Raw genomic sequence first — 12,861 nt, 5'->3', positions numbered from 1 at the left:
AAACAGAACAGGATATTTTGCTTTTTCAAAAAACGGGAATCAAGAACGAGGATTTTGATAAAGTCTTGAAGTTGGTGAAAGAATAGCACTCAGTTTGCTGTGGACAGAATTGAAATTGTAATTTTTTTCATTCCGCATTTTTATCATATATTTGGCGAATGTTATTCAGCTTGATCGTGTGAGTGCAAAGGATAACAGCCTAATAAAATAAATATTACCTAAAATATGAAATTACTAGAAGGAAAAGTAGCCATTATTACTGGCGCAAGTCGTGGAATTGGAAAAGGTATTGCTGAAGTTTTTGCTAAAAACGGAGCTAATGTTGCCTTTACTTATAGTTCATCTGTAGAATCTGCACAAGCTTTAGAAACTGAATTAAATAGTTTAGGAATTAAAGCAAAAGGATACAAATCGAATGCGGCTGATTTCAACGAAGCGCAAAAATTTGTTGATGCTGTTTTGGCTGATTTTGGAACTGTTGATATTTTGATAAACAACGCCGGAATCACTAAGGATAATTTATTAATGAGAATGTCTGAAGCTGATTTTGATCAAGTTATAGATGTTAACTTGAAGTCTGTTTTTAATATGACCAAAGCTATTCAAAAAACGTTCTTGAAGCAACGAGCTGGCTCAATTATTAATATTAGTTCTGTTGTTGGTGTTTCTGGAAATGCAGGTCAAACAAATTATGCTGCTTCAAAAGCTGGTGCTATTGGTTTTACAAAATCGGTAGCTTTAGAATTAGGTTCTCGTAACATCCGTTGCAATGCTATTGCTCCTGGTTTTATCGAAACTGAAATGACAGCAAAATTAAGCGAAGATGTAGTAAAAGGATGGAGAGAAGGAATTCCTTTGAAACGTGGTGGATCTCCTGAGGACGTTGCCAACGCTTGCTTATTCCTAGCATCAGATATGAGTGCTTATATTACAGGACAAGTATTAAATGTTTGTGGAGGAATGCTTACCTAAAATAATTGTGAATTATAAATGATGAATTTTTAAATGTACATATAATTCAAAATTTATAATTTAAAATAAAAATATATGACAGCAAGCACGATTCTATTAATCATACTTTCATTATTACTAGCGGGCAGTTTGTCGTTTTTTCAATATTTATATAAAGTCAAAAACAATTCGAATGTGAATTTGTTTTTGACTTTTTTGCGTTTTCTGACTATTTTTTCGGTGCTGTTGCTTTTGATAAATCCAATTATTACAACTAAAAAACTCGAAATAGTCAAAACACCTTTGCCAATTGTAATTGATAATTCGAGTTCTATATCTTTTTTAAAAGCAAAAGATAAAGCAATTGAATTATCACAAAAATTATTTTCAAACAAAGATCTTCAGGAAAAGTTCGAAGTGCAATCTTATCTTTTAGATTCTGATTTTAGACAATCGGATAGTTTGAATTTTAAGGGAACTCAAACCAATTTGGATTTGGTTGCCAAAAATTTAAAAAGCATTTATAAAAACGCTTTTTACCCAACAGTGATGATTACTGATGGAAACCAAACATCTGGAAATGATTACGTCTATAGTTTTGATGAAAATCATAAAGTATATCCTGTAGTTTTGGGTGATACAACCAAAGTTTTAGACTTAAAAATCAATCAGCTGAATGTAAATAGATATGCATTTTTAAAAAATAAATTTCCAGTTGAAGTGTTTTTGCAATATTCAGGAGATAAAAATATTACTGCGAATTTTTCTATTACACAAGGAAATGAGGTGTTGGATAGACAAAGTATTTCGTTTTCGTCTTCTAAAAAAACGGCTGTTGTAAATGTGCTTTTGCCTGCCAATAAAGTGGGCTTACAAATTTATAAAGCTAAAATTGATTCGAAGGTCAGTGAAAAAAACACCTTCAACAATATCAAAAATTTTGCTGTTGAAGTGATGGATCAAAAAACAACTGTCGCTATAGTTTCTGCAATTAACCATCCGGATATCGCTGTTTTTAAAAGAGCAATAGAATCTAATTTGCAACATAAAGTAGTTTTGGTTAAACCTAACGAAATCAAATCGTTACAAGATTATAATATTCTCATTTTGTATCAACCAACTGCTGCCTTTAAGTCGGTTTTTGATGCGAATGCCAAAGCGAACTTAAACACTTTTATCATCACAGGGACTAGTACCGATTTTTCTTTTTTGAATCAGGTACAAAACAATTTTGTTTTCAAAATGAGCAATCAGGAAGAAGATTACCAAGCTAATTTTGACACTCATTTTAATCTCTTTGAAATGGAGAATATTGGCTTTGAAAATTTTCCTCCTTTGCAAAATAGTTTTGGTTCTATAACTCCAAATGGGGAAGTAAATGTATTGCTTTCTGCAAAAATCAGAAACATAGATACCAAATCTCCTTTGTTGTCTTTTACAGAAAACCAAGGAAAAAGAACTGCATATTTATTTGGAGAAAACAGCTGGAAATGGAATATGCAAAGTCATGTTGATACACAATCTTTTGAAAAATATGATACTTTTATCAATAAGATTATTCAATATTTAGCTTCTAATAATGCCAAAAAATCATTGGTTGTAAATCATGAAAGTTTTTATAACTCAGGCGAAGCAATTGAAATTACCGCTCAGTATTTCAATAAAAATTATGATTTTGACGAAAAAGCACGTTTAACGATTGCTGTTACGAATGTAAAAACAAAACAAACCAAGAATTACGACCTTTTAAAGGGCAATGCTATTTATAAAGTAAACCTCGACGGACTTGTAGCAGGCAGTTATAATTTTTCTGTTAAAGAGTTAAATTCAAATACTTCCTATTCTGGTCATTTTGAAATTTTGGATTTTGATATTGAAAAGCAATTTGTAAATCCTGATGTTCAAAAATTACAACAATTAGCAGCACAAACTAAAGGGACAGCCTTTTATTCAAATCAAATAGATGCTTTAATAAAAACATTGTTGGAAAACAAAGAATACAAAGCGATTCAAAAAGATGTTGTAACCAAATCTCCTTTGATTGATTGGAAATGGTTGTTAGTTTTGATTGCTGTTTTGCTTTCCACTGAATGGTTTGTTCGGAAATACAACGGAATGTTGTAGTTAGTTCCTAAGATATTGGACTTTGTAAGTATTGTGAATTAATAATTAGGTAATTATGGATTTTAGATTAAAAGTATTTTTCACAGTCGCAACTCGATTGAGTTTTACTAAAGCTGCTGCCGAATTATTCATTACACAACCTGCAATTTCCAAACATATTCAAGAACTCGAAGAAGAATACAAAATCAAACTTTTTGATCGCAACGGTTCTAAAATAAAGCTGACAAATGCTGGCGATGTATTATTAAAACACACTAAAAACATCTTTGAAATTTACAGAGAAATTGATTTTGATATGAGCACTTTTCATAACGAACGTAAAGGTTTGTTGCGACTGGGAGCAAGTACTACAATTTCTCAATATATAATTCCACCATTATTAGCACGTTTTCATCAAAAACTAGAATCTGTAAAGGTGAGTTTACTTAACGGAAATACGGAACAAATAGAAAGCGCTTTACTTAATAAAGAAATTGAAATTGGAATAGTCGAAGGACAATCTAAAAATCAATCGATAAAATATACCCAATTTATTAAGGATGAGTTGGTTTTGGTTTGTAATCTAAATAATCCATTAGTTCACAAAAAAGAAGTTACTCCAGAAGACTTAAAGTTATTACAATTTGTTATGAGAGAACAAGGTTCTGGTACACTTGAAGTTATTGAATATGCCTTAAAACCTTTTCATATAAAAATCGATCAGTTGCAAATTGAAATGCAATTAGGAAGTACCGAAAGTATAAAATCTTATCTAATTAATTCCAATTGTGTTGCTTTTATGTCAATACACGCAGTTTCTAAAGAATTAAAAAATAAAGAATTGCAAATAATTGATGTTGAAGGTTTAACGATAGATCGTTATTTTTATATCATTACTTTACAAGGAAAAACTGATTCTCTTTCGGAATTGTTTATAAAAAACATTTCAAATTACCATAACTTAAAGTTATAGTAGATTATTTTAAACGATTGGCGTGGCCTGGCTTTTAGGACGACATTTGCAGTATTAAATGTCACCAAATAATGAAAGCAAATAGTATTGAAACTCCAGTATTGATTAAAACGAATGCTAGTGTGCAACAAGTAATTTTTGTTGTATTTCTAATTCTTTGTTTATTTCCAGTTATTTCACCAGCAATAGCGTTGTTTTTGGGGTTGATTGTTGCTAATTTATCAGGACATCCTTTTTTACATTTAAATCATAAAGCGACGACTATATTATTGCAGATTTCGGTTGTAGGTTTAGGTTTTGGAATGAATGCTCACAGCGCAGTTTCAGCAGGGAAGGAAGGCTTTATTTTTACAGTTGGTTCTATAATAGCAACGATTATTTTAGGAACACTATTAGGAAAGTGGCTTAAAATCCAAAAGAAAACGTCTCATCTTATCTCTTGTGGAACAGCAATTTGCGGAGGTAGTGCTATTGCTGCTATTGCACCAGTAATCAAGTCTGATGAAAAACAAACTTCTGTGGCTTTGGGAGTCATATTCATTCTGAATTCTGTTGCGTTGTTTACTTTTCCGATTATTGGCCATTGGTTACAAATGTCACAAAACGATTTTGGTATGTGGTGTGCTATTGCTATTCACGACACCAGTTCTGTTGTGGGAGCTGCCAATAAATATGGAGCAGAAGCTTTGCAAGTAGCCACAACTGTAAAATTAGCCAGAGCTTTATGGATTATTCCCGTGGCTTTGATTACTTCTTTGGTTTTTAAAAATAAAACCAGCAACATAAAAATCCCTTATTTTATTGGATTGTTTATTTTGGCAATGATTTGCAATAGCTATTTTTCTTCAGTTGCGAATGTTGCTCCCCATTTGGTTTCTGTTGCAAAAACAGGCCTTGTAATTACTTTGTTTTTGATAGGAGCGGGGCTGAACTTTTCTGTTTTGAAAGCGGTGGGTTTGTTGCCTTTGTTGCAGGGAATTATACTTTGGGTGAGTATCGCTAGTATTACTTTATTGGGGATTTTGTACTTTTAGGAAATCATACCACTCAATACTATTCCTCAATCCACATCCGGTAATCTTGTCATCCTGACGAAGGAAGGATCCCACACAAGCCATTTCGCAAAGCATATCCACAAAGTGAGTCAAATAGAATGCGCGAAACTACCTTGTGGAGATTGCTTCGCCAATTCGCTTTCGCTCGTGTCCTAAATGAATGACAATATTGTGTAAAAAAAAAAGTCTTCATTTGGGACTTCAGTATTTTTAGACAGCTGTGCTTTTTTTCGTCTTCTTTTTGACATATAGCCTCTGAGTGTATAATTATAGCCTTTTAGTATTTAATTATATTCTCTGAGTGTATAATTATAATCTCTGTGTGTGTATTTTTTCTTCACAATGCACAAATTTATATTTGTATAGTTCAATTCCTGTCTGTGTTAAAGTTTTATCAAATGATAAAAGTCATCTTTATAATTCATTGGGTCTTATATATTTGAAAAAAATAAAAAGTGTTTTTTCAGATTTAACTAAGCTATATGAAATGATAAGAAACGAACAAGAATACATTGAATGGATAATATCTCAAGGTGTAGGGAAAAAGGACAAAGTAGCTTCGTCTATTAAGTCATATGTTTCATATTTGAATTCAGTTTCACGATTAATAAATGAAGATATTTCAAAAAAAAATCTTTATGATGAAAACTGTATTTCAATGATTATAAGTGAAATTCAAAAAAATGGAGTTAACACAAAATCTATCCCTAAATATATAACTGCAATGCGCCAATATGTTAAAATGGTCAATAGTTCGATAAAAATGAGGAACCTGTAAACTCGAAAACGCAGATTTGCAAACCGTGAATTCATAGAACATCGACAAAGAGAATACTGAAACAAAAAGAATATAAAAATCAATTTGGACTTGACAATTGGAAAGGGCACGGTTTATAAATCTGCGCTATCGGGAAGCTAAAATGGAAGTTGAAAATGGAAGAACTTTTGAAATAAAATAAATAATTAAAGAACCTTGGACAATATGAAAAAAACGTTATTCACTTTATTAATTTTAATAATATCAAGCAAAACCTTTTCTCAAACTGATGATGAATTTCAATATATAACATCTTCTAAAAGTGGTAATGAACTTTATATACATTTTGAAAAAGATAATTACGGAACAAAAGAATTTTGGTTAAAAATAACCGAACCAATCAAAACTATTAAAAATAAGAGTGGAAAATTAATAAAAACTGGTGGAGGTTATACTCTTGAATATATTAAAATGGATTGTGCAGAAAAAGAATATTCATCTTCTGACGCAATAAAATATGATAAAAATGGAAATCCAACACGACGACCGGAATATTATGACACACAAGGCGAAAAAATTATTCCAGGTTCTGTGATGTCAAGTGTTTACAGATATATTTGTGAAACTGAATAAAAAAACTAACCCGATAGCGCTGATTTGCAATCCGTACACACAGAACATCGATAAAGAGAACACAGTAACAAAAAGTATAGAAAAATCAATTTGGACTTGACAATTGGAAAGGGCACTGATTATAAATCCGTGCTATCGGATTAACAAAAATTAGCAAATACAAACCATGAGTATTATAGTAATAGGAAACGACAGTGAATTTACTTTGGGTGAAGAAAAGGTTTTTAGTAAAATTAAAAGTCTATACTCCCCAACAAATTATCAAGCTTTTTTATACCTAAAACCACGAATAAGAAATCTAGAACCCGACTTTATATTAATTGACCCATACAAAGGTGTATCAATAATTGAAGTTAAAGACTGGAGTTTGAATTATATCTCTAGTATAAACAGATTAAAAGTTAATCTTAAAACAGGAAAGGTAGACGACAATCCTGCTTTTAAAGCAAACCAATACTTCAATCTCTCAAAAGGACTTTTTGAATCAGATATAAGATTATTAGATAATAATGCTAATCCGTGCTATAATCTTTACAGTATTGTTGTTCTTCCAAATATGACTTTAAGCGAACATTCAAAACTTGGAGACGTATTACATCAACCACCATCAAAAGTAATTTTGAGTGAAAAACTAAGAAATCTTGGATTTAATGAGTTATTTGGTGATTCATCATGTTTAATTCAGCAAGGACAACTGTTGGTTCTAAGAAGTATTTTATTCCCTGAAATTAAAATTCTAGACACTACTAACCTCGACGTTGAAAATATAGGTAACAATGATGAAATCTTATCTACAATTAAAGCATTAGATTCTTCCCAAGAACAATTTGCGAAAAGAATCCCTAATGGGCATTATATGGTAAGTGGAGTTCCCGGGAGTGGCAAGACAGTTATATTACTTTCACGGGCAATTCATCTGCTGAAAGAAAATCCTACATGGAAAATTAAAATTGTCACTTATAATAGGTCATTGGCAAGAAAATTAGAAAATAGGATGAATATGTTGAACAATGATTTTCTATATATGGGGATTGAAAGAGAAAATATCTTCATTTCCACCTTTCATAAACTAGCTCTAGAAATTGCAAATATTTGCGTTCCACAATATCCAAGTGAAGTATTTTGGAATGGTGAACTTCCAAATCAGGCAATTCAAAAAGCAGTCCCATGTATGATGCTGTCCTAATTGACGAATACCAAGACTTTTATGACGATTGGATAAAACTTTGTATTAAGATTTGCAAGAAACATAATCATGAAAATGAACTAAAGGAAAACATATTTCTTGCAGGTGACAGATTGCAAAGTATATACAATCCAAGAGAACACAGTTGGGAGCAATTAGGGATTAAAATCAGAGGAAGAAGTAAGTTACTTAAGCATACATATAGGTCTGGAAAAAGTCACATAGATCTTGCGCTAAAAGTATTACTTACAGATAAAACATTAAAAAGAGAAGTTGAACGTTTCTATGAAGGAAAGAACGGGATTGATAATGAAACAAATTTAATGAGCGAGATTCAATTTATTGAGGGAGGACCAAACACTATAGCTGACTTACTTCATAACTTAATAAATATAGTTGGATACAATTATGGAGACATTATGATTTTGTTCCCAACACTTCAAAATGCACAACAGTTTTATTCGATCTTATCACCCCAAATTCAATCTAACGCAAAAGTTACCAAAGAAATAATTGAGAATACATTAATTATTACAACATATCATTCATCAAAAGGGCTTGAAAGTCGGATTTGTATTATGGCTAATGCTGATGGAATAACAGATCTAAAGCTATTATATGTTGCGATGACAAGAGCATCTCAACGATTATATATTCATGCTTTCAATTTTGCAAATTCTACAATTGCTCAAAAAATTAGAGAAGGCAACTTAATAGAAGCTGATTCAATTGAAGCAAACATAAATGGCAATTTATTGGATTTAAGGCGCAACAACCCAATTGATGAGATAGATGACTTACCATTCTAATTAAGGAAATATGTCCCGCTGCCGCAAGAATCTTTAGTGTGTCACACCTTGCTAAACATCAAAAAAATCTAAAAATAATTAAATCATCAATTAGTCCTTTTGTCCTGAATAATCGATAGCACTACTATTCTATAATTTTCAGCTTTATAAGCCAATCATCGCTCTTCGAAGTCTCATGAACTTCGAACTTTTTAAATATTATTGAAAACAGTAAATCTATTAAAAGTATGCTGAGACTTGCTCTTCTTAAAAGGTTGGATTATGTTTTCCAATAGAGAAGGGAATTTCTAATGATTTTAAAGTTTATTGTAAGTGGCTGGTGTGAAATAAAAAGAGAGAAGAACTTTAATAAAATCTAAAATGATAAATACAATGGAATTAACAATTAAAGCTGAATTAGAGGTAAACAAAAAAGAAATAGACATTCATAGTAAATTTTACACTACAAAGTATAAAGGATTTGGTTCGCTATGTGGACATCATATTAGTATTGTATCTCATATCATTACAGATAAGGCTACAAATGATACTGTGTCAATGCATTTGGTTCAAAGAAAACACCCAAATGCTGATAGTATTCCTGAGATAGTATTTTTCGGTACTTATAAAGAGTGCGAGGAATTTATTGGTAGTCTTCCAGATAAGAAATAATGTTTTGAGATATAACAACTCTTCGAAGTCGAGAGACTTCGAAGAGCGGGTAAAAACTAACCCGAAACTGACTGCATAAACGGACAAACAAAGTATGAAACAGATAATCATTTTTTTAACATTTACAATGATGTCAGTTCAAGGATTTGCGAATGTAAATTACATTGACATCTCCAAAATCAGTAGTGACCCCAAACTTGTTAGTGCTTTTAATTTTTTAAAGGAGAACACGAAATATTATGATAAATGGACAAGCAAATGGAGTCACGACAAACCGAAAGCGGTTTTAGTAAGACAACTCCACCAATACTTCAGATTTTTTTCTGTACTCAGGTCAAAAAACGAGGAAACTTATTTGCTTCTTGGCGACATTGCACATTATCTCTACAACATGGACGATAATGCTTATTTTAACATTGCCATTACAAATTATGAAACAGCAGTAAAAAGCAACCCAACAGATTATAGGTGTTATTGGTTTCTTGGTAATCACTACGTATTTACAAAAAATCCAAATTTCTCCATTGAAAAATTTAAGAATGCGGAGAAATTATTGCCAACTGAACAACCTGCTGACTTTTGGAATGATTACGCTACTGCAACAGCAGTAACCAATATGCCTTCGCATTGCATTTACGCAATGGACAAAGTGAAAAGCATTTCAGGAGAGGAAGGAAGTTTTCAGCAACAACTTGGTAAAGCAATATACAGGAGAATTGTTCCGATGGACAAAAATGAATCTTACAAGAAGGAAGATATTTGGACAGCAAGCCAAAGCGATGAAATAGCTTTCACTTCACGGCCATTAGGAATAAAAATTTTAGTTGACTCAACATGGAATTTAGAGCCTACTGATTATAAAAAAAATATAGGAGCGATTCTTATGATACCGCCATCTATTGCTAATAAAAAAGACAAAAAATTACCTACTCCGTTGTAATCTTTATGAAAACAGCAAATGACAACGATAAACTGAGTGACTATATTAACAATTTTGTTTCAAAGTATTCCAATAAAAAGCAAATCAGTTTCTCTGACAAATACGATAAGATAATTGCTTACGAAATTCAGGAAAAGTCAATGTATCAAAATTTGGGAGGTGGACACTTGTATATGATAGGCATTGAAAGAAACGCGCCCAAATATCCTGGACTGCTTTTAGAAAATCCTGCAACGATGCCGAAAGGAATTCCAGGTCAAGTAAATTACTACAGAGCAACCGACAGCCAAGACAGATTCAAAGGAAAAATGTTTTATTTAATCATGCTTGACAGTTGCGAAGACATCCATGAACAATCGCTTGCTGTTTTCAAGACACTATTCAACAGTCAAATAATAATTGAATAACAATATTATGTGTAAATCACTTATTCGAGTTGGAATTGTGGCGAGCGGAGTAAATGCTCAAAGATCTAGTAGCCCGCTCTTCGATTCCGAATGTTTTCGGGATTCGCCTTCGAACTTTTATAAATGTTCTTGAAAGTAGTAAATCTCCGATGGATTGAAATTAATGGCTGTTAAAAAAAACATGCTGAATACTATTTTTCGATAGTTAAAAAAGCTGAAAGGCATAATAAATGTTGAAATCGACAGTTTAGAACTCTTTTTATATCGCCCTCAATTCTAAATTACACCAATGCTTAAGCGAAATAATTTTATGAAAATCAAAATATTTATCTTCTCAATAGTTTTTTTGTTTTCGGCTAACTCATTTTCTCAAAAATTTGAAATAGGGAAACGATTAATACCAGATAAACAATTCAAATTACTGGATTTTTCTCCCATGACCCGTGTTTTAACTTATCAATACATTGGCCCCAAAGAATCGCATTTATATAACAGGAAACTAGGTGAAATCCTTATAGGTATTCAAAACGGAATAATAGTGACCATTGTGTATAATTTAATTCCTGAGAAAGAGGATGAAGGTGTTCCAAATACGACTTTGGAATCAATCCAAAAAAAAATGTCTCAACCTCTTATTCAATTTCGATATGGGTGTTATGCGGCCAATATTGGCAATAAGACCATTTCATTAAGAAGGAGATACAACAGTCCTCTATCCCTAAATAAAGACAGGATAATGTTTTTTACAACCATCAAGTATAGCATTTTAATGCAGTAATTTAATTCGTATTGCATATATCATATAAATGAAAAACACTAATTGAAGAATAAAATTTCCCCATGAAACATATTTTAAAAACTTTGATAATTGCTCTATTATTTGTTATTGCAAGTTGCAATCAAAAAGAAAAGGATGATACAAATAAAGTTCTTACAATGTATGTTGGAGGTCTTCCAGATTGGAAAGCTTTTGAACGTAGCAAAGTTATTGATAAAAAATGGGGTATTGAATGCGAACTGTTAGGCTGTAGCGGATCATCTGTAGCTGAAAAACTAAATAAAAAGACCTATGAAATTCTCGAAAAACGATACGGGAAATTTTGGAGTGAGATTCATAGTCAGGAAGTAATTGAAGAAACATTAAATTGGATGCTTGTACACGATTTATTGGAAAAAGATAAAACTGTAATTGACTTGCAAAAGAAACGTGGTGAGGAGTTCGATGATCTAAGACTTTATATAGAACCTTTAAGACAATTTGAATATGTAGTTTATAGTGTTGGATATGAAGATATCAATAAGGAGTCAGTAGGTGTGTCTTACTTTCGGTGCAAAGTAAATATCAAAACAAAAAAAGTAACTTTAATAAGTGACCAATTGATTAAACATAATGCTTATTCGAATTTTTACTAATGTTTAGCCTGCTGTGCATAGTTCATGACTTTTCTCTTTTATGTTCTTTAAAACTGCAGAATAGGATAAAAGCCTCCAGCATTTCGCTGTCAAGATATTGTGTAAAAAAAAATTGTGGAATATTGTCTTGCTCATCTCCCTTGGTTAGAATGACAACAGAATGGGATAATTTTACGGACTAGCTGAACTTCACTAGTACTTGTGTTTAATTAAAATTGATTTTTTTCGTTTTATCGTGATTAAATGGAATCGGATGTAATCATAGTAAAGGGCGATAAAGAGAAAAATAACAGCAATAAACAGCGTTTTTAGAAGCAGAAAACCATATATGAACCCGCCCATAAAACAACCTAGAAAGAAGAAAAAAATAATGGAAAGCCTTAGATAGATAATAGTTTTTAAAGCGATTCTTTCTTCTGTTTTTTTGTAAAAAAATAATTGAGATAATTCTATTCCTAAGTCAGTAAAAAGGCCAGTTAAATGCGTGGTTCTAACAGTAGATTTTGAGATTTTGGTCACCAATGCATTTTGAATTCCCATCGCGAAAAGGAGGGCAAATGCAATCCATTTTTCTTCGAATAAATAAAAATTAGGAAGCATACTAAAAAGTCCTACGGAAATCAAAATGGCAATTTCGATAGCTATTGCGGGTAGATGAGAAAGATTTTTATTTTTTTTAGAAATTAATTCAGCTAAAAAGTTTGATACGAAAGCACCCGCTAAAAAAAACAGTGTATAAATTAAAAAAACAATAGCAGATTGATAGTTATGTTTGGTTGTTTCTTCTGCAAAAAAGGCAAAATGGCCGGTTACATTTGTTGTTAACGTATTTACAGCCAAAACTCCTGTGATATTCACAGTCCCTGCCACAAAAGATAATAGTATGGCAAGACGTAAATTATGTTTTGATGTTCTGTTGCTGCCTTGATGCCTAAACATATTAATTTAGTTCTTTTGAATTAATATAAAATTAAACCCCAGTT

Annotated in this window: 14 protein-coding genes; 13 read left to right on the top strand and 1 reads right to left on the bottom strand. The window is 31.7% G+C overall.

Annotated elements, in window-relative coordinates; translation table 11 throughout:
- Nucleotides 1-225 precede the first annotated feature (225 nt).
- The 13 genes from fabG to VLC96_RS03285 all read left to right on the top strand — a co-directional run bounded on the left by fabG (nucleotide 226) and on the right by VLC96_RS03285 (nucleotide 11,878).
- Nucleotides 226-972 (top strand): 3-oxoacyl-[acyl-carrier-protein] reductase, encoded by a 747-nt coding sequence (gene fabG / locus VLC96_RS03345; protein WP_325260635.1) that lies wholly within the window; start codon nucleotides 226-228, stop codon nucleotides 970-972.
- Nucleotides 973-1,047: 75 nt separating this feature from the next.
- Nucleotides 1,048-3,075 (top strand): hypothetical protein, encoded by a 2,028-nt coding sequence (locus tag VLC96_RS03340; protein WP_325260634.1) that lies wholly within the window; start codon nucleotides 1,048-1,050, stop codon nucleotides 3,073-3,075.
- Nucleotides 3,076-3,130: 55 nt separating this feature from the next.
- On the top strand, nucleotides 3,131-4,027 hold the full coding sequence (locus VLC96_RS03335) for a LysR family transcriptional regulator (RefSeq protein ID WP_325260633.1): 897 nt from the start codon (nucleotides 3,131-3,133) through the stop codon (nucleotides 4,025-4,027).
- Between the two features lie 71 nt (nucleotides 4,028-4,098).
- Nucleotides 4,099-5,061, top strand: coding sequence for a YeiH family protein (locus VLC96_RS03330; RefSeq protein ID WP_325260632.1), 963 nt, complete (start codon nucleotides 4,099-4,101; stop codon nucleotides 5,059-5,061).
- Nucleotides 5,062-5,569: 508 nt separating this feature from the next.
- On the top strand, nucleotides 5,570-5,860 hold the full coding sequence (locus VLC96_RS03325) for a hypothetical protein (RefSeq protein WP_325260631.1): 291 nt from the start codon (nucleotides 5,570-5,572) through the stop codon (nucleotides 5,858-5,860).
- 204 nt (nucleotides 5,861-6,064) lie between these two features.
- On the top strand, nucleotides 6,065-6,472 hold the full coding sequence (locus VLC96_RS03320; protein WP_325260630.1) for a hypothetical protein: 408 nt from the start codon (nucleotides 6,065-6,067) through the stop codon (nucleotides 6,470-6,472).
- Between the two features lie 166 nt (nucleotides 6,473-6,638).
- Nucleotides 6,639-7,658, top strand: coding sequence for a UvrD-helicase domain-containing protein (locus VLC96_RS03315; protein WP_325260629.1), 1,020 nt, complete (start codon nucleotides 6,639-6,641; stop codon nucleotides 7,656-7,658).
- Complete coding sequence (locus VLC96_RS03310) at nucleotides 7,640-8,467, top strand: ATP-binding domain-containing protein (protein ID WP_325260628.1); 828 nt, start codon at nucleotides 7,640-7,642, stop codon at nucleotides 8,465-8,467. Before VLC96_RS03315 ends, VLC96_RS03310 begins: the two co-directional genes overlap by 19 nt.
- A gap of 360 nt (nucleotides 8,468-8,827) precedes the next feature.
- Nucleotides 8,828-9,118: a hypothetical protein gene (locus tag VLC96_RS03305; protein ID WP_325260627.1), complete on the top strand. Its 291-nt coding sequence runs from the start codon at nucleotides 8,828-8,830 to the stop codon at nucleotides 9,116-9,118.
- A 94-nt stretch (nucleotides 9,119-9,212) separates the two neighbouring features.
- Entirely contained in the window at nucleotides 9,213-10,058 is an 846-nt protein-coding gene (locus tag VLC96_RS03300; protein WP_325260626.1) for a tetratricopeptide repeat protein, read from the top strand.
- A 5-nt stretch (nucleotides 10,059-10,063) separates the two neighbouring features.
- Nucleotides 10,064-10,465, top strand: coding sequence for a hypothetical protein (locus VLC96_RS03295; protein WP_325260625.1), 402 nt, complete (start codon nucleotides 10,064-10,066; stop codon nucleotides 10,463-10,465).
- A gap of 310 nt (nucleotides 10,466-10,775) precedes the next feature.
- On the top strand, nucleotides 10,776-11,243 hold the full coding sequence (locus VLC96_RS03290) for a hypothetical protein (protein WP_325260624.1): 468 nt from the start codon (nucleotides 10,776-10,778) through the stop codon (nucleotides 11,241-11,243).
- Nucleotides 11,244-11,305: 62 nt separating this feature from the next.
- Complete coding sequence (locus VLC96_RS03285) at nucleotides 11,306-11,878, top strand: FEKKY domain-containing protein (RefSeq protein WP_325260623.1); 573 nt, start codon at nucleotides 11,306-11,308, stop codon at nucleotides 11,876-11,878.
- Between the two features lie 192 nt (nucleotides 11,879-12,070).
- Here VLC96_RS03285 and VLC96_RS03280 read toward each other — a convergent pair whose 3' ends face one another.
- Nucleotides 12,071-12,817 (bottom strand): YoaK family protein, encoded by a 747-nt coding sequence (locus VLC96_RS03280; RefSeq protein WP_325260622.1) that lies wholly within the window; start codon nucleotides 12,815-12,817, stop codon nucleotides 12,071-12,073.
- Nucleotides 12,818-12,861: the final 44 nt, after the last annotated feature.

Origin of the sequence: Flavobacterium sp. (assembly GCF_035456085.1) — a bacterium.
Classification (GTDB): domain Bacteria; phylum Bacteroidota; class Bacteroidia; order Flavobacteriales; family Flavobacteriaceae; genus Flavobacterium.
Note: the sequence above shows the minus strand (reverse complement) of the source record. Positions and strands in the feature narration are given on the sequence as shown.